The 18,371-nt window shown below is 43.5% G+C and carries 14 protein-coding genes; 6 read left to right on the forward strand and 8 right to left on the reverse strand.

What is annotated here, in order from left to right:
• Window positions 1-477: 477 nt before the first annotated feature.
• Window positions 478-1,323 (forward strand): 3-hydroxybutyryl-CoA dehydrogenase, encoded by an 846-nt coding sequence (locus tag LX73_RS00960; RefSeq protein ID WP_148898340.1) that lies wholly within the window; start codon window positions 478-480, stop codon window positions 1,321-1,323.
• A gap of 111 nt (window positions 1,324-1,434) precedes the next feature.
• Here LX73_RS00960 and LX73_RS00965 read toward each other — a convergent pair whose 3' ends face one another.
• On the reverse strand, window positions 1,435-1,758 hold the full coding sequence (locus tag LX73_RS00965) for a hypothetical protein (protein ID WP_148897594.1): 324 nt from the start codon (window positions 1,756-1,758) through the stop codon (window positions 1,435-1,437).
• Window positions 1,759-1,941: 183 nt separating this feature from the next.
• Between LX73_RS00965 and LX73_RS00970 the strand changes: the two genes are divergently transcribed.
• A complete protein-coding gene (locus tag LX73_RS00970) occupies window positions 1,942-2,928 on the forward strand; it encodes a threonine/serine dehydratase family protein (RefSeq protein ID WP_148897595.1) in 987 nt (328 codons plus the stop codon).
• Between the two features lie 67 nt (window positions 2,929-2,995).
• Complete coding sequence (locus LX73_RS00975) at window positions 2,996-4,015, forward strand: threonine aldolase family protein (protein ID WP_148897596.1); 1,020 nt, start codon at window positions 2,996-2,998, stop codon at window positions 4,013-4,015.
• Window positions 4,016-4,017: 2 nt separating this feature from the next.
• Here the strand turns inward: LX73_RS00975 and LX73_RS00980 are convergent, their stop codons facing one another.
• The 3 genes from LX73_RS00980 to LX73_RS00990 all read right to left on the reverse strand — a co-directional run bounded on the left by LX73_RS00980 (window position 4,018) and on the right by LX73_RS00990 (window position 9,399).
• Window positions 4,018-4,410: a hypothetical protein gene (locus tag LX73_RS00980; RefSeq protein ID WP_148897597.1), complete on the reverse strand. Its 393-nt coding sequence runs from the start codon at window positions 4,408-4,410 to the stop codon at window positions 4,018-4,020.
• A 106-nt stretch (window positions 4,411-4,516) separates the two neighbouring features.
• Window positions 4,517-5,710, reverse strand: a complete 1,194-nt coding sequence (locus tag LX73_RS00985; RefSeq protein ID WP_148897598.1) for an aspartate aminotransferase family protein — start codon at window positions 5,708-5,710, stop codon at window positions 4,517-4,519.
• Window positions 5,711-7,215: 1,505 nt separating this feature from the next.
• Window positions 7,216-9,399 carry a Tex family protein gene (locus tag LX73_RS00990; protein ID WP_148897599.1) on the reverse strand — a complete coding sequence of 728 codons (2,184 nt, stop codon included), beginning with the start codon at window positions 9,397-9,399 and terminating at the stop codon, window positions 7,216-7,218.
• A gap of 85 nt (window positions 9,400-9,484) precedes the next feature.
• Here LX73_RS00990 and LX73_RS00995 point away from each other — a divergent pair, with 85 nt between their 5' ends.
• On the forward strand, window positions 9,485-10,258 hold the full coding sequence (locus LX73_RS00995; RefSeq protein ID WP_148897600.1) for an inositol monophosphatase family protein: 774 nt from the start codon (window positions 9,485-9,487) through the stop codon (window positions 10,256-10,258).
• Window positions 10,259-10,461: 203 nt separating this feature from the next.
• Here the strand turns inward: LX73_RS00995 and LX73_RS01000 are convergent, their stop codons facing one another.
• The gene (locus LX73_RS01000; protein ID WP_148897601.1) at window positions 10,462-11,466 is read right to left on the reverse strand and encodes an alcohol dehydrogenase; all 1,005 of its coding nucleotides are present in this window, start codon (window positions 11,464-11,466) and stop codon (window positions 10,462-10,464) included.
• A gap of 195 nt (window positions 11,467-11,661) precedes the next feature.
• Between LX73_RS01000 and LX73_RS01005 the strand changes: the two genes are divergently transcribed.
• Window positions 11,662-14,013 (forward strand): HEAT repeat domain-containing protein, encoded by a 2,352-nt coding sequence (locus LX73_RS01005; RefSeq protein WP_148897602.1) that lies wholly within the window; start codon window positions 11,662-11,664, stop codon window positions 14,011-14,013.
• Here the strand turns inward: LX73_RS01005 and LX73_RS01010 are convergent, their stop codons facing one another.
• Genes LX73_RS01010 through LX73_RS01020 form a run of 3 tightly spaced genes read right to left on the reverse strand, consistent with a single transcriptional unit; the run spans window position 14,014 to window position 16,772 of the window.
• Window positions 14,014-14,520, reverse strand: a complete 507-nt coding sequence (locus LX73_RS01010; RefSeq protein WP_148897603.1) for a hypothetical protein — start codon at window positions 14,518-14,520, stop codon at window positions 14,014-14,016.
• A gap of 25 nt (window positions 14,521-14,545) precedes the next feature.
• Window positions 14,546-15,847, reverse strand: coding sequence for an ABC transporter permease (locus LX73_RS01015; protein WP_148897604.1), 1,302 nt, complete (start codon window positions 15,845-15,847; stop codon window positions 14,546-14,548).
• 4 nt (window positions 15,848-15,851) lie between these two features.
• Complete coding sequence (locus LX73_RS01020; protein WP_148897605.1) at window positions 15,852-16,772, reverse strand: ABC transporter ATP-binding protein; 921 nt, start codon at window positions 16,770-16,772, stop codon at window positions 15,852-15,854.
• A 156-nt stretch (window positions 16,773-16,928) separates the two neighbouring features.
• On the opposite strand from LX73_RS01020, the gene LX73_RS01025 reads away from it, so the two are divergent.
• Window positions 16,929-18,365, forward strand: coding sequence for a glycogen synthase (locus tag LX73_RS01025; RefSeq protein ID WP_148897606.1), 1,437 nt, complete (start codon window positions 16,929-16,931; stop codon window positions 18,363-18,365).
• The last annotated feature ends 6 nt before the right edge of the window (window positions 18,366-18,371 follow it).

Genomic DNA, 18,371 nt, shown 5'->3' on the forward strand with positions numbered 1-18,371 from the left:
ATCATGTTATCCCCTTCCGAATTTTCGGTAGGGCACAAAATGACATAGTAATTTAGCTCTGAAACTACTGTTAATAGTAAGTCAAGAATGTAGCAAACATAGTGATTAATAAATAACGGGTAAAATAGGATGACTCAACTGCTTTATTCAGTTATCTCCAAATAAGAAGTTAAAAGTCACCGTCCTAAAAACGATCTGTCGTTCTGGTGACAGGATAAAAGATTTTGATGATTCTTCGACTCATATTTAAAGATTATAATCAGTACTAATTATCCATGCTCGCGCTTTCAATATTTACACTATGAGTCCTTATGATTGGTAGTTTTAGTCTTAACTTAGGAGAAGGGCAAATTTAGCCAAAAAATAGAAATTAGGAGTCATAATAACATTGGCTAAAATTGATAATGCTTCAAAATTTCGATACTCTCTGCCATGAAATGAAGAAAACTAATCGTAATAAATTTTAGATCTATGGATATTAAACAAGTAGCAGTTATCGGCGGCGGCACTATGGGTAATGGAATTTGCCATGTATTTGCCATGAATGGAATTCCTGTAAACCTGGTAGAAATGGAGCAGGAACTGGCGGATAAAGCGGTGGAGACCATCGACAAGAATTTGGAGCGGATGGTCAACAAAGAAAAGATTGACGCTGAACAGAAAGTACAGACGCTCGAAAATATCACCACTTTCACCAATACTATTGAAGCTGTCAAAGATGCGGATTTAGTGATCGAAGCCGTGCCCGAGAATTTTGAAATTAAAAAGCAGGTATTTGCGGACGTGGATAAAGCAGCTCCGGAAGATAGTATCCTGGCAACGAACACTTCTTCGATTTCTATTACGAAACTGGCAGCTACGACATCCCGTCCCGAGCAGGTTGTTGGCATGCACTTCTTTAATCCAGTGCCTGTTATGAAGTTGGTAGAGGTTGTACGTGGACTTGATACCAGCGACGATGTAGTGGAAACGGTAGATGAAACGGCGCGGCTGCTCAATAAAAACCCTGTTGAAGTAGCAGACTACCCGGGTTTTGTATCCAACCGTGTACTCATGCCAATGATTAATGAGGCTATCTGTTGTGTGCATGAAGGAGTGGCTGATCCCGAAGATATTGATGACGTTATGAAGCTGGGTATGGCACATCCAATGGGCCCGCTTCGGTTGGCCGATTTTATTGGCTTGGATGTATGTCTCGATATTTTAAATGTATTGCACGAGGGGTTTAAAGATCCTAAATACCGTCCCTCTCCGCTTTTGGTAAAGATGGTGGATGCCGGCAAGCTGGGGGATAAGACGGGTGAAGGATTTTATGAGCACTAATCCTTTGCTGAAAAGATCTAGGTTCACCATTTAGTAAGGATTTGTAAATATAGAATGGTAAGGGCAAAGGTATTTCCTTTGCCCTTTTTTAATTGTGATACCTTATATTTTTCACCAAAATTTCCAGTAGCTGAGGTAGGTCTTCAGCCGATCAATAAAATATTGACCTCGGAACCACCCATAGATAAAACAGATTGCTAACAAAGCAATAACGGCTATGTTAACTATATCGCTGATAAAGGCCACCGTATGGTGTGCTGAAGAAAACATATACAGCCCAAAAATTCCGGGTCCGGGAAACATCCAAAATCCAATAATATTGATAAGGATAAATCCTAAAAAAAGTGCAAAAAGAGCATGCTTCAGGCGTTCGGTGGCAGATAATACCCGAGAGTGGGTGCGCTCATCTATTTTTAGCTCATTGTTGCTCATCATTCAGATGGATTTTGATGAAATGATTTAAGATAAACTAAAAAGTTTGAGCGGAAATAGCATATCAGTTGAGATAACTTTTCCATTATCAATACAGCTGAAAAATGTTTTAGACAGTTTCTATTTCTATTATATTCTTGTTATTTCTTATATCAATGAGATTTTAGGATTAAAATCAGGGTATATATGGAAAGTATTCAAGTTCCTACGCCAAGACAGATTGAACAAGCCCGAGAAAGGTTGGGCAACAAGGTTCGCCGAACCCCGGTTTGGGAATGGAAAAGTGAGATATCTAAGGAATTAACCAGCCCGGATACCAATCTTTTTTTGAAGCTGGAGCTCTTGCAATATGCCGGCAGTTTCAAGCCGCGCGGTGCGCTGATGAATATGTTGGAGCTCTCTGATGAGCAGCTTGAAAATGGTGTTACAGCTGTCAGCGCCGGTAATCATGCTATTGCGGTAGCCTATGCGGCAAAATCACTGAATACAACGGCCAAGGTAGTTATGCCGAAGACAGCCAACCAATTTCGAGTAAAAAAATGTGAGTATCACGGAGCCAATGTTGAACTGGTGGATGATGTGCATATTGCTTTTGAGCGAGTAAAAGAGATTGAAGAACAGGAAAACCGGGCATTTATCCATCCGTTTGAAGGTGAACAAACCGCGATTGGTACCGCTACTGTAGGACTTGAGCTGATGCAGGATACTCGGCACTTGGATGCCGTTATTGTTCCTATTGGCGGCGGGGGCCTTTGTGCTGGTATAGCAACGGCAGTAAAGCAAATAAATCCCGATTGTAAAGTATATGGCGTGGAGCCTACCGGGGCCGACAGCATGAGCAAGAGCAGAGCAGCAGGCGAACCGGTTGAGATTGAAAAGGTTGATACTATTGCTGATAGCCTGGGCGCTCCGCACGCTGCTCCGTATAGTTTTGGCCTTTGCCAGCGGTTTGTGGATGACGTGGTAACGATTACCGATCTGCAGATGGCACAGATGATGAAAGTGATGTTCGAAGAGCTGAAGCTGGCTGTTGAACCGGCGGGTGCTTCGGCAATGGCAGGAGCTGTAGGTCCGTTAGCGGATCGTATTGAAGGAAAATCGGTGGGTATTATTGTATGCGGTACCAACATTGATACCAAAAGTTTTCACACTATTTTAGATGAGACAAAGTGATTACAAACTATAATGAAATGTCATCCTGTCTCGATTAATCGGGATCTGCATTCGTAAACTAATTATCATGATTGATCTGCGAAGTGATACGGTAACTAAGCCCACCCCTCAAATGCGTCAGGCTATGGTTGAGGCCAAAGTAGGGGACGATGTGTTTGGTGAGGATCCTACAGTAAATGCGTTGGAAAAGAAGATAGCTCGTAAGTTTGGATTCGAAGCAGGCTTGTTTGTGCCCAGCGGTACCATGGCTAATCAGCTGAGTATCAATACGCTAACCGAACAGGGAGAGGAAGTGCTCATCGAAGAAACGGGCCATATTGCTAATTATGAATCCACAGCAGCGGCTCATCTTTCATCCGTTCATCTAAAGACGCTGCCGGGTCAACAGGGTAAATTATCGGCAGAATTACTTACAGATACTGTCCGCGGCAGTCGCGACTGGGAACCACAAACTTCTGTAATTGCACTGGAAAATACTACAAACAAGGGGGGCGGATGTTGCTACAGTGAAGAGGAGCTTTCTGCTATTCGTGCATTTTCCGATAATCATAACTTGGCTGTTCATTTAGATGGAGCGCGGATCTGGAATGCGATGACGGCTACTGGTACCGAGCCTAAGTTCTACAGTTCCATTGCTGATACGCTATCCGTTTGTTTTAGCAAGGGGTTGGGTGCACCCGTTGGATCCATGGTGTTGTCATCGAAACAGCAAATTGCCGAAATGCGGCGTATGCGTAAAATGTGGGGTGGAGGCATGCGACAAGTCGGGATACTGGCTGCAGCTGCCGACTATGCTGTGGAGAATCACTATCAGCTGCTGAAAGAAGATCACCGCCGGGCGAAGGAACTGGCAGAAGTTATTGAGCAGTGTAGCGGACTTGCAATTAAACGGGATCTGGTAGAGACGAATATCCTTATTTTTGATGTTTTGAATATGTCAGCGCCTACGGCCGTGGAAAAATTAGAAGAGCAGGGCGTTCGTCTGGTGCCATTTGGACCAAATACGCTGCGAGCAACTTTTTATTTTCATATCACAGATGAAGATTTGCAACAGGCAAAGCAAATATTTAGAAGCCTTTACGATTAGTTTTATTGCTTCTTTTTATCACTGGTGTAGTTTTGCCAAAGCGGATTCCCCCGGTCAGGGTAAGACAATTCGGAAGACTGTGATGGTCCGAACTGGAGATTAATAAACGAGTTTGCGACCCACATCAGAGATGACCAGTTTTCTCCAAACTCTTCTTTCATTTGTTCACGATATGCTTTCATAGCCCTGTCCAGGTGTTTTTGACCCATAAAAGGACGTTCATAATGGTATGGGTTCGGTTCTGGTACATCGTACGTTCCCATTTCAGACATCGCGCCCAGTGAGACAGAACGGTCTTGCGGAGTGTCTAAATTAAGCGAACGGTTGGCTTTTGGGTTACGCTCGATATCCCTCTTTGTGGTATCTTGTTCTTGTGACAGTGAACAAAGGGGCATGACAAGGAAGGTTACAAAAAAGAAAAACCTGAAATAAATTTTGTCGTTCAGTGGCACGTTACGCAGTTTATTTTGGAGTGGGATGCATACTATAACAAAAATGCGATCATTTTGTTTTATCTATCCCGATATTTTTTCTGATTGCCTGTATTAGCACGTCAGCTAATCGAGTCAACTCTTCGTTGTTAATGACAAGCGGCGGCACCAGGCGAATTACGTTGCCTTGTGTACAGTTAGAAAGCACTCCCATGGCCATCATATCCTCAACCACCTTGCGGCCGTTAAAGTCCAGTTCAACACCGAGCATCAATCCTCGTCCGCGAATGTCTGTGATTTCGGGAATAGTTGAACTCATTTCGCGAAGTTTATTTTCCAAAAACTGTCCCTTTTCATCAGCTTGTTGGATTAAATCTTCATCCTTTATCGTATTCAAGGCGGCCACAGAAGCGGCACAAGCTAGCGGATTGCCACCGTACGTGCTTCCGTGGTCGCCGTAACTCATGGTTTTAGCTACTTTATCGGTACACACCATGGCTCCAATAGGGAACCCGCCGCCCATAGCTTTAGCGATGGCAATAATATCAGGCTGCACGTTATAGTGTTCAAATCCGAACATTGCTCCCGTTCGTCCAATGCCAGTTTGTACCTCATCAACGATAAACAGAGCATCATGAGTATCACAGAGGCTTTGAATCCTTTCTATAAAATCTTGTGAAGCTACATGGAGTCCGCCGGATCCCTGTATGGTTTCAATAACGACGCCAAGCGTTTGATCATTAAATGTGGCTTCGAGTGCTTCTGTGTCGTTCATTGGCACTTCATTAAATCCTTTCATCAGTGGGTCGTAGCCTTTGGAATATTTTTTCATCCCCATGGATATGGTTCCCATCGTTCGTCCGTGAAAGGCATTACTGACGGTTATAAGTGAAGGCTGCTTGTCATAAGCCTGCCCATATTTCCGAGCCGCTTTTACAGCTGCCTCCATGGCTTCGCCACCACTATTGCAGATGAATCCTTTGTCTAATCCTGAGATTTCAGCAAGTAATTCTAAAAGCTGTGCCTGTGGTTTGCTGTAATAAAAGTTGGAGATATGCATCAGCTGCTCTACTTGTTGCTGAACAGCTTCTACAACATTTGGATGGCAGTGTCCAAGGCTGTTAACTGCTATACCTGCAAGAGCATCCAAGTATTTATTGCCGTTTTCATCCCAGACATGAGTTCCTTGGCCTTTGGTGATGGTAATGGGAAATCGATTGTAAACAGGGAGATGGTATTGTTCGGTAAGCTGCTGAAAATTCATCGGCTGCGGATTAGAAAAATTGTAAAATAGGATTTTAAATTATCGCTCAACAAGGTATTCAATAGTAACAAAAATTTGAGGCAACTATGAAAATTAAGCAGCCTCTCAATGGAATTGTTTCATCTGTGAACGCATGTTATTAGAACATAGGATGGAGCAGAGTCTGAGGCCTCCCAAAGAAGTGTGGAAGCCAATCAATATCTGACAAAATAAAAAGGTATCAAATGGAGAAGGGCAGTGGTCCCGTCGGCAGATCAGGGGAATTACTATGGTAGATTCTATCATTTTTTTCTGGTTTTATTTGACAACTTTGAGGATAAGCAAGACTTATTACTTCAGGTTGGGAAAGAAGGTCCGTTATGGGAACGTGATGTGCCGATTTTGACTCCCTGTGCATCGACAAAGAATAGACCTACAATGTAGCCGAAGTATGATAAATAACTTATGCAAAAAGCTCTCAATTCTGCAGATAATACTGGCTTGTTTTGTCTCATCGGTAAGGGGTGACGTCGGTCATTATTAGGGCCAAAAAATGTCGTATTAATGGATTAATGTTAGAGGCGGAAGAGATGAGATTAACAGGCGAAGAAATTGCTCGAATTCTAGAAGTTACCAAGTCTCGAAAGGTCTACCCCAACTGGATGATTGAACGCATGAAAAGGGAGTGGAGATAGACTGATACTTTTTGACCAATCAACTTGTAAATGGTTTTTAAGAATTAATCATTTTGGTCGGTCATCTGTCATTACAGAGGACTGTTTTTGTAGCTGGCAAACCAAAGCAGAAGTATGATTGTGAAAGGGAAAAGGGTATATAACGTGGAGTATGTTATTATGGCATAGCATAATGGAGTTATTGGGTCTGGTACAGAGATGAGGCTATAGTATATTGCTTCCCAATAAGTTACAGTGATTATTTTTTAGGAAATTGATGTATGTATTCATAACAGCGAAAAGACATGATTATAGTTTTAGTCAAGTTTTTAATATCGTATGGTATAACACAGGTTAAACTCATGCTTACCAGTGGATTACAGAACTTATTATAACTAATATATTGTATGTATAATAGGATCAGTATGTGCGGAGCTTAAATTATTTAGGCGTGCATGAAATAAAATTACAACGGGGTTGTTAAATTGTATTTTTTATAACACGTAAGTATATAAATTTCAGTAATTTACGACTATTATTATCCTCATAGATGAGAAGGATTTAGGGGCTTTATGTTTGCCTTAATTATTTAGGGTTTTGGGTTGATAACAACAATCAGACAATTTATCATATAATTTATATACATGATAAAATATTACTCAACATATAGTTACAAAATATATCTATAATTTACTTTAAGTATAATACTAGTATTTATTGTGTTTTGGGTCTTGCTGGTCCAGAATTTGTCAAAAAAAAGGAAAGGCTGCCGATTTCAGATCGACAGCCTTGATAGTTTAAGGAAGAGAAAATTAGGTTGGTAATAAGTTTCTAAAAGAGAGAGTTGTTTAGTTAATCTTTTTGGTTAATGAGGGATAATCCGATGCGTCCTCGTTCCAGATCAAGCGACACAATTTTAAGTTTTATGATGTCGCCAACGGATACAATATCGTGCGGATCATCTACCTTGCGATCGGCCATTTCTGAGATGTGCAAAAGGCCGTCTTGCTTGACGCCGATATCGACAAAAGCGCCGAAGTCAACGACGTTGCGAACAGTTCCTTCGACCCCCTGTCCAACACTTAGATCTTCCATCTTCATAATGTCTTCTCGGAGCACCGGTTTTGGTAGTGATTCCCTCGGGTCGCGGCCGGGTTTTTGAAGGTTCTCGATGATCAGTTCAAGGGTCGGAATTCCGACCTCGATTTGGTCGGAGACTTGTTCCTTGTCAATGTTCTCAAACTTCTTGGCGATAGCCTCTGTTTGGTCGTGCAAATTTTTGAGATTGATGTCGAAGAGGTTACATAATTTTTCGGTGGCTTCGTAGCTTTCCGGGTGGATGGCTGTGTTGTCCAGTGGATTTTCGGATTCCGGAATTCGCATAAATCCAGCCGCCTGCTGGAAGCGAAATTCACCAATACCTTTTATTTCTTTGATTTGCTCGCGATCTGAAATGATACCTTCGGTCTCCCTGCGTTGTACTATGTTTTTGGCAACGCGGCTGCTTAAGCCGGAAATATGAGCCAATAGCGGGGCGCTTGCTGTATTTAGGTTTACGCCCACTTGGTTTACGCAGCTTTCTACTACATCATCGAGTGATTGTGCCAGCTGATTTTGATTTACATCATGTTGGTATAATCCCACACCAATCGACTTTGGATCGATTTTGACCAGCTCGGCCAGGGGATCCTGCACGCGGCGAGCAATGGAGATGTTACCGCGTTGGGGAGCGTCAAGGTCCGGGAATTCTTCGGCTGCTATTTTTGATGCCGAGTAAACCGAAGCTCCTGCCTCATTAACAATCATGTAACTGAGTTCTTCATCGGGATGTTTCTCTTTTCGCTTCTGAATAAAATTGGCGATAATCTGCTCGGTCTCTCGGCTGGCTGTCCCGTTGCCAATAGCGATCAGGTTAACATCGTATTTGTCAATTAAGTCGCTGTACACTTTTTCCGCTTTAGCTACTTTGTTCTGCGGCGGGGTAGGATAAGTTGTTGTACCCTCCAGGTATTTACCGGTTTCATCAACAACAGCGACCTTACAACCTGATTTATAGGCCGGGTCGATACCCATCACCACTTTGTGATCCAGCGGCGGCTGCATAAGCAAATTAGATAAGTTCGTGGCGAAGGTCTCGATGGCATGCCGGTCAGCTCTTTCAGTAAGCTGATTACGAAGCTCGCGTTTCAGGGAAGGAAATAGCAGACGCTTGTAGGCATCCTCCACGGCATCCTGCAACTTGGGGACAAAAATACTTATATCGTTATCAATCACCACATCGTCAATATTTTCAAGGGTGATATCATCCCAGAGTTCTACATTTACGAAAAGTACACTTTCGCGCTCTCCGCGATTAATAGCCAAGATTTGATAAGGTTTAAGATGCTTTGCCTTCTGTGAAAATTCGTAATAGTCCTCAAAGTTGGTGCGCTCATCCACAGCCGGATTTTTCTCTGTTTTGATGACTGCATGCTCCTGAAAGATATCTCTCAGTTTTTCACGCACCTTGGCCGACTCGTTAATCCACTCGGCGACAATGTTCAGGGCACCGTCCATGGCTTCTTCGGCAGATTCTAATTCATTTTCTTCATCGATATATTCAGCGGCGTAATCCATGGGATCTCCCTGTTCAATCTCCTGATCCCAAATGAGCTCGGCCAACGGTTCCAGGCCTTTCTCCTTGGCCATATCGCCCTTGGTACGGCGCTTGGGCTTGTAGGGAAGGTAGAGATCCTCTAGTGTATTCAGGTCGGTGCAGTTTTTGATCTCTTCCTCAAGTTCCTCGGTCAGTTTATCCTGCTCGTCAATTGTCTTGAGGATGGTTTTCTTGCGATCTTCGAGCGTGCGGTGAAATTCCAGCTTGTCGCGCACTGCCCGAATCTGCTCTTCATCAAGTCCGCCGGTGGCCTCCTGTCGGTAGCGGGCCAAAAAGGGAACGGTGGCCCCGTCATCTAGAAAATCAGCTACAGTGCTGATCTGTTTGGATCGTAATTCTAGTTCCTGTGCAATACTTTTATACATCTGGGGTTCGGTCATGTTCGTGGTTATAAATTCTGACTTCTAATTTCTGAGTCCTATATTTGGATGCCGGAAAATAATCACCCTAAAGCATTTTATACACATGAATTTTGATTTGGATACCGTTCATCAATCAGCGATTAAAATAGCCAAACAGGGAGGGGCGCATACCCTGGAATACTTCAACAAATCATTTAAAGTCGAACGAAAATCTGATGATTCGCCGGTGACTGTTGCAGATCGCGAAGTGGAATCTATGATGCGCGAAGCTATCACTGACCAATTCCCCGAGCACGGCATTGTCGGTGAGGAATACGATGATGTGAATCCTGAGAGCCCGGTGCAGTGGATTATTGACCCCATTGACGGGACGAAATCCTTTATACACGGCGTACCGTTGTACACTACGCTTATCGGTGTGGTGGTGGATGGAGTGCCGCAGGTCGGAATTATTTATGCACCGGCACTCGACGAACTTTGTGATGCAGCCAAGGGGAAGGGGGCGCGACTCAACGGCGTATCTTGCAGCGTGCGTTCCTGTGATGACCTTGCGCAAGCAAGCTTTATGAGCACAGACTGTTATACGTCTGCCAACTTTAATTACGGAAAGGCTTTTGATGTGCTTGTTGACCAAACGTCTATCCATCGTACCTGGGGTGATGCTTATGGGCACATGTTGGTGGCAACCGGTCGGGCTGACCTTATGTTTGATCCTGTGTTAAATATTTGGGATGCAGCCCCGTTACTGACTGTCTTGCAAGAGGCAGGGGGTGTATTTTGTGATACGGATGGTAAGGAAACAATTGAGTCGGGCAATGGTTTTTCCTGCAGCCGTGAGTTGTTGCCGGAGGTCCTTGAAGTGTTTGACAATAATTAAAACTTCTATGCCAAGTACCAATATGGTATACAGCTGAAGTAGTTGCCGTAAGGGGCACGATTTTGGTCAAGCTGGCTTAATCTAATAAAAGTGTGGACGCTTCTATCAGCAAAGCCCCCGGGTTTGTGTTTGAAATAAAAAAGGTGTAGCACACATGAAAGTGTACTACACCAGGGAAAGATTGTTACTTGTACGATTTCAGGTCACATCTCGAGTACAACCCGGAAACGTGCCTCATTGTTAATCATTCGATCGTAAGCTTCATTGGCTTCTTCGAGTGGGAATGTTTCAATTTTAGGACTCACATTATTCAGAGCACTAAAGTCAAGAGTATCCTCCGAATCTTTCGCATCGCCGCTTGGCCATCCGGCTACCGACTTACGCCCCATTATTAGTTGAAAAGGAGAAACCTCAATAGGATCGTTGGTAGCAGCAACGATCATAAGATTGCCATTGCGCCCCAGCCCGTCGATAACTGAAGTGATCGCTTCGCTGCTGGGAGCTGTTGCCAGGAGAACATCAGCACCGCCCATATTCTGCAGGCGTTCAACGGCATTTTCTGCTTCTGTGTTGATGTACACATCTGCCCCGAGCCCCAATGCCAGTTCTTTTTTGTCCATGCCGCGAGACAGCGCTGCCACTTTGCATCCCATTTTATGTGCATACTGTACGCCTAAGTGACCCAAGCCGCCAATACCTTGTACGGCAACAAGATCACCGGGTTTTAGATCACTATTACGGAGAGCATTAAAAGTGGTGATACCGGCACACAGCAGCGGAGCTGCTTCGGTGGAATTGAGCCCATCGGGAATACTAGCCAGCGCATTTTGAGGGGCGGTCATGTACTCGGCGTATCCGCCGTCAAAATGAAGGCCAGTAATCTTGGCGTTTTCGCAGTTTATAAAATCACCGTTTCGGCAGGCTTCACATTCATAACAGTGTCCGCCGTGCCAGCCTACGCCAACTCGTTGTCCTTCATCCCAGGCAGAAACATTATTTCCAACTTCCTCAACCGTACCAATAACTTCGTGGCCCGGCACCCGCGGGTATTCAATACCGGGCATTAATCCATCTTTGACAAAAGCATCACTGTGACAAATTCCACAAGCTTGTACTTTAATGAGAACTTCATCATCAGCCGGGGAGGGAATGTCTTTGTCGACCAGTTCAAAATCTGCTCCCGGTTCATTTATTTGCATTGTTTTCATAGCAAGAATAATATTTTTGATTAACGTGTCGTCTTCTAGGTTAACAGAAAAATCAGATTAATCATTTGCTGATGTATGAAACAAATACGATGCGTGCGACTTATATTTATTCGTAAGGCGAAGAGTTCTTATATTCTTCAATTCAGCTGATTAATTACAAAACAGTTATTATTTAATTTCACAATTGTATTGTCCATGAGCAGATCTATCCATTCATATCAACGGTACTATCTTGTTGGTATAGTTTTGTTGGTTACACTTTTAGGATTTCAATCTTTACAAGCGCAGTCCTTTGATTACAAATCTCATCCTAAACTGGATTTTGATTTTAGAAGTCTGAACCTAGAGCTGGGGATACAACCCCAAAATCTGCGGATCGACGGTTCGGTTACTTACAGTGTAGAAGCTAATGTCAGCGGTGCCGATACGCTTACCCTTTTTGCTTCTCATATTGATGTACGAAATGTTACAGTGGGTGATGAGGCCGTAGAATACAGCCTGCAGAATGATTCGTTGCTGATTCCCGTAACCGATTCCACAGAAATTGGAAATCGTTATCAAATTGCTATCCGTTATTCAGGCCGGCCGCAGTTTGGGCTTTTAAAAAATAGCAGTGGCACTGTGTGGACTTCAATGCTTCCCAAAACCCAACGCCACTGGGTGCCAATTATTGATAATCCACAGGTGGACATGAAAACAGAGATGACCTTTTCTGTTCCCGGTGATCGGCAGGTATGGGCAACAGGACAAAAGATGACAGAGAAGACGGGATCAGAATCAGAAGGAGTAAAGCAGTATAAATTTACATCACAGAAACAAGTGCCAGCCAGTAGTCTTTCATTTGCGATAGGCAGTTTTGAAGAGCAGTCCACTACTTACGGTATCAAGCGTATTAATGTGGCTGTTGAGCAGTCTCTGAGTGATTCTGTGGATACTAAAAATTTGTTGGAGAAGGCCTACAATTATTTGGAAAAAGCTGAGCGAAAGTTACAGCACGAGTTTCCCTACAGCCGGTTGAATGTTATTGTGACCGGAGATCACAGTTGGGAGACGAAATCATGGGGAGCGTCAACGGTATTTTTATATGCCGACCAGCAGAGTATCGATACCCAGCTAATGCGGGGCATTGTAGGACAGTGGTTTGGCGTTTTGCAGCGCGAAGGGCAGTGGAGCCAGGCTGATGCAATATCGTTGTATCAAACTATTATTGCCGATGAGCTTTTGAATGATTCGTCTCTTAAACTGGATAGCCAAACCAGCCCTGATCTGTCATTTAGAACCGTTTACGAAAAGTTTGGGGGCAAACGGTGGAATCAATGGCAGCAGAATATAAATACTTGGCAAGAGCCCTCTGTGCGTTCTGTGATTTTTGAGGCTTCGACGAAGTTGCTTAATGCTTTGCCGCCGGTTATCAGTTGGGATGATTATGCTGACTACTGGTATCAGCAAACGGGCCAGCCGCTTTTTGATCTGCCGAGGTTGAGGGAGATGAATGATATAAATAAAAAAAGCACGGCGGGCGATACAACGTATAATGTATTTTATGATCTGAATGAGGCTGAAGGAGAGCTGAAGCTGCGGTTTGAGTCCACTGGTAACTCATATTCTACATTGGTCTCTGTTGAGGCCCATGAAGTTTATAGCGATAAAATTGAAGCTACTACCGTAACTTTTACCGGAGTGCAGGATTCGGTGATTATTAAAGTTGATCCCCTTATTAACACTCTGCGACTGAAAACTCCGAAACACCCTGAGTTGAAACTAAACAGTATGAAGCCTGCTCCTTTTTTGATTTATGATTTTCGTAACGGGGAAACAGCAAACGCGCGTGCAGAGGCGGCCCGGAAACTAGGTTATCACAGGGAGAATGCAGACTTACAGCTGGCCATTCGTGATTTTATGAATCAGGAGTTGAAGCCTAAGGTACGAGCGGCATTGCTAAGTTCATTTGCAAATATTACGAATGGAGCAGAGGGTACTCAACAGGTATTTTTAGATGCTTTGAATACGGACCAAAAGGTTTTACAAGAGGCTGGATTTAAAGGTCTTCAAAACTTTAGCGGGAATGCTGAAATTTCGGCTCGTGTACAGTCAATTGCTAAAAAGACAAGCAATTTTGCTCTTTTTGAAAGTGCTGCTAAAACTCTTCGGGCAATGACATCCGGTGATAAATTTGGGCGATTTGCAGCGTCGATTACCAGTCAAGACACGACAGGTGCTAAATCAATATTCATACTTCAGCAGCTGGCAGATATGGGCAATACCGAACAAGCAGTACGGCAGGCAAACAAATTTACGAACAGTACATATGATTACTCAGTTCGTAAAAGTGCAATTGAACTTCTTGCTGCCTACGATCAGTCCGTTGAGTCTTGGATGAGCCGAGCAGAGAAGCTCCTGGATGCTCCCGACCCGCGCATTCGATTTTTGACTGTTCAAGCTCTTCAAAAATATTCTAACGACGAAGTTAGGACATTTTTAAGCGAGCGAATTGCGGACGAATACGATGCCCGTGTATATAAAAAGATCCGACAGGTGCTGCAATAGTTATTCTGTTTCTTCGATGAGACCAAACTGCAGCAGGTGGTGGAAACAGTGTTTAAAATGAAACCGCTGCCACTGTTCATTATCTAACAATCCAAAAGTTGGATTGGTGTGCTCAGCATCAGGGTGATCTTGATAGTACTGCCAGTATTCTTTGACTGCTTTTTTTAATTCTTTTTGTGCAGTTTCAAAGTCTGACAACTTTAATTCTGGTAGTTCATCTTCCGAAAGGGGATTAGTAAATCCTTTTGGCATGGGACGATTAGTGCGCAAAAACATTTGTAGCTGTCTTTGTTTCTTCTCGGAATTATGACACTCTACCTCCATCTTTCCCGTCGAAATCCAGTATGTCCCCGTGAGGTGTTCAACCATATGCTGGGCACTCATTCGTCCCCATTGTGGTGCAGTATCTTCTGATAAAGAAGATACTGCTTGAGGCACTATTTGGGTTATAAAATGTTGTCGTAACTCCTCGTCATCAGCATTATATGTGACTGTAATTTGTTCCATGATATTGTGTATTCTGTAACATGATTTATTCCCGAATCCACTTGAGAAGTTCTTTTAGATTGGCCGTTTTCCCATAGCTTAAAATTCCTACACTGTAAATTTTAGCACTTAGCCACATGGTGCCGGCAAAGGTGCCAACCATCAGCAGGATGGAAAGACCAATTTGCCAAAATGGAACATCGGTGATGGCGATACGGGTAATCATCACAATAGGAGTACAAAAGGGAATGAGCGATCCAACTACTGATAACATTCCGTCGGGGTTTTCCATTGTACGAAACATGATGAAATAAGCAATCATGATAGGAATCATAATGGGAAACATGTATTGCTGTGTGTCGGCTTCAGAATCGACAGCGGAACCAATAGCAGCAAATAGTGAGCTGTAGATCAGGTATCCCAGTACAAAGAAAATAACAAAGTAAACGAAAATTGAAGTCTCGATGGTAGGCAGGGTTAGGGTAGAGGGATCGAAACCCTGTGGGGCTTGGGTTGCCTGTGCGGCTTCGGGCATTTGTTCCATCTGTGTGCTTAGAAACATACTTGCGATGGGACCTGCGGCGGCGCCTAACCCAAACAAAAAGATTATCCAGATAGTCATTTGGGTGAGTGCCAGTGACCCGATGCCGGCCAGTTTGCCACATAACAGTTCGATGGGTTTTACTGATGAAGCAATGACTTCAATAATACGGTTGGTCTTTTCTTCGATCACACTGCGGGTAATAAGTCCCCCGTACCCACTAATGGCACCAAAGATGATAACACCCATGGCAATGCCTAAGATGGTCAGGAAGCCGGTATCATCATCGGTTTCCTTACCTGCCTTGGTAAGTTTTCGGGTTTCAAAAGCCACATCACTGGCATAAATATCTTTGATGTTCTCTGAGACCTCGGCGCGGTTGAGCCGCTCGTTGCGAATTACTTCGCGCAGGTCTGATCGAATATTGGATTGTAAACTGAGTCCACCGGATCCGCTGGAAATGAATTCCAGGCTCTTGTCATTATCGATATGTTCTTCCTGCAGCACAAGGTATCCATCAATGTCTTCGCTTTGTATCATTGAGCGAACAGAATCTTCCGACAGATCAGAAAAGTCTTTGTACCGCTGGGGAGCGATTTTCTCCAGCCGTGGATAGAGCACCTCTGTCTGATCCATAATACCAATAGTACGTTGTGTTTCGGAGTCGAAGACGGATATGCCAACGACAATACCCACAAATGCAACCATTCCCAGGGGAATTAAAATAGTAGCTAAAATAAAGGCTTTGGATCGTATGCGGGTCATATATTCCCGCTTTAGAACAAGAAAAATTTGCTTCAAACTCATAAAATCAGGCTAATTCGTTTGGGTTAACATTATCTTCGCCAACAGTAGAAATAAAGATCTCAGTTAGTGACGGTTCCACACGCTCAAACTTGTAAACTTCGGCGTGACTGATGGCTGTCTTAAGGATGTTTTGCATGTCCTGTCCATCAAGTACTCGGATTTCGGCAAAACCAGTTGAACGATTATTGATTCGCACATTTTTGAGCTTATCCAGGAAATTGTGGTCCCCCTCAAATTCAATTTCAACGGTATTTTTGCCGAATTTTTGTTTGATATCTCGAAGATTCCCTTTGAGCACTGCTTTGCCGTTATTGAATAAGCATATTTCATCACACATCTGCTCAACTTGTTCCATGCGATGGGTCGAAAAGAGTACTGTTTTCCCCTCGTCGCGGAGCTCGATGACAATCTCTTTCAGCATCTCACTGTTTATGGGATCAAGTCCGCTGAACGGCTCGTCAAAAATATATAGATCCGGATCATGGGCTATGGTGGCAATAAACTGGATCTTCTGTGACATCCCCTTGGATAGTTCTCCAATCTCTTTGTTGTACCAGTCGGTAGCGTTAAAACGGTCGAGCCAATATTTCGTTGTTTCTTTGGCTTGGGCATGGCTCAGTCCTTTAAGTTGTGCCAGGTAAATGAGCTGTTCGCCGACTTTCATCTTTTTATACAGCCCACGCTCTTCAGGCATATAGCCGATCATATTTTGTGTTTCGGAGCTTACTTCTATTCCATTAATGGTAACCGATCCGCTGTCGGCAATTAAAATATGATTGATAATGCGAATAGCGGTCGTTTTACCTGCTCCATTAGGACCAAGCAAACCAAAAATGCGTCCTTTAGGAACCTCAAAACTTACATCTTGTACCGCTTGGGTATCGCCAAATGATTTATTGATATTATTAACTTCAATGACTGCCATATATAGTAATCTTATTTATTAAGAATGGGATAAAGTACAGAAAGCTTTTGATAAAAAAGTAAAGGTTTAATTAAGCCATTCTAATCTATTGATTTTAACTTATGGTCTCAAAACAAATTGCCGGTACGTAAAAACAGTTAAGGTGTTACAGCAAATATGAATATTCTACATCTCAGTGCCGAGTGTTATCCGGCAGCAAAAGTTGGTGGACTGGCGGATGTCGTGGGTGCATTGCCAAAGTACTTGAATAAGCGGAAAGTTAACGCTTCTGTGCTTATGCCCAAATACGGTAATGAATGGATGAAAAACCATTCTTTTGAGACGGTTTATGAAGGTAATGCTCCGCTGGGAGAAAATAAGTTTAAATTCAAGATCCAGAAAGGAGAGAATATTGCTCTTGGCTATCCACTCTATGTGATTGATATACCAGGCCGTTTTGATCGTCCCGGTATTTACAGTGAAACTGAAACGGGTTGTTCCTTTGATGATACGTTCGAACGTTTTCTAAGTTTCCAAATTGCTGCTCTCGATTGGGTAAAATCAATGTCCGATCAGCCCGATATCATTCATTGCCACGATCACCATATGGCGTTGCTGCCATTTATGATCAGCCGAAGTAACCGGTACCAGTTGATTGCGCAAATTCCTACTGTACTAACAGTTCACCATGCACAATACCACGGACGTTTTGAGTTGCAGAAAACGGCACTGCTACCTGATTTTGACAGCAAACACCGCGGTCTGCTGGAATGGGATAGGCAGCTCAACTGTCTGGCGGCGGGACTGAAATGCTGCTGGCAAATTTCAACAGTTTCTCCATCGTATATGCAACAGCTTAGTGAACAAAGCAATGGCCTGGAATGGTTGTTTGAAAACGAGCAGCAGAAATCGCGCGGTATTCTCAACGGCATTGATACGGCTGTATGGGATCCCGACAGTGATTCACTGATTGCTCAACAATTTAATGATGATACCATTGCTGAAGGGAAGTTAGCGAACAAAAAAGCATTAAGCCGGCGAGCAGGTTTCGATCTGCAATATCCCCTTATTTCGTATATCGGCCGGTTAGCTCATGAAAAGGGGGCTGATTTACTTCCTGATCTTTTTGCTCTTTTTCTGTCTGCTAAACAACCGGTAAATATTTTGCTGTTGGGTACGGGAGATCGTGAACTGCACAATCAATTTGAGAAGTTGAACAGGCAGTATCCGGACTATTTTCATGCCGAATTGGACTACAACGAGACACTGGCTCATCAGATTTATGCCGGTAGTGATTTCTTAGTTATGCCTTCACGCGTCGAGCCGTGTGGCCTCAACCAGATGTATGCTATGCAGTACGGAACGGTGCCTATTGTGCGTAATACCGGTGGATTGAAAGATACGGTTATAGATTTGAATCAGCCTGACGGTTATGGCATTACTTTCGATGAATTTACGTTGGAGGCTGCCGAGCAGGCCCTCTGGCGGGCTTTAGATTTATATCAGAAAGATGAACAAATAGCCAATCTGAGGCCGCGGATTATGGGCTTGGATTTTTCTTGGAATGCTTCGGCCAACGACTATATTAAAATGTATAGTGCACTGATTGAATGATAGAAA

The sequence above is a fragment of the Fodinibius salinus genome, from assembly GCF_008124865.1.
In the GTDB taxonomy this organism is placed as follows: Bacteria; Bacteroidota; Rhodothermia; order Balneolales; family Balneolaceae; genus Fodinibius; species Fodinibius salinus.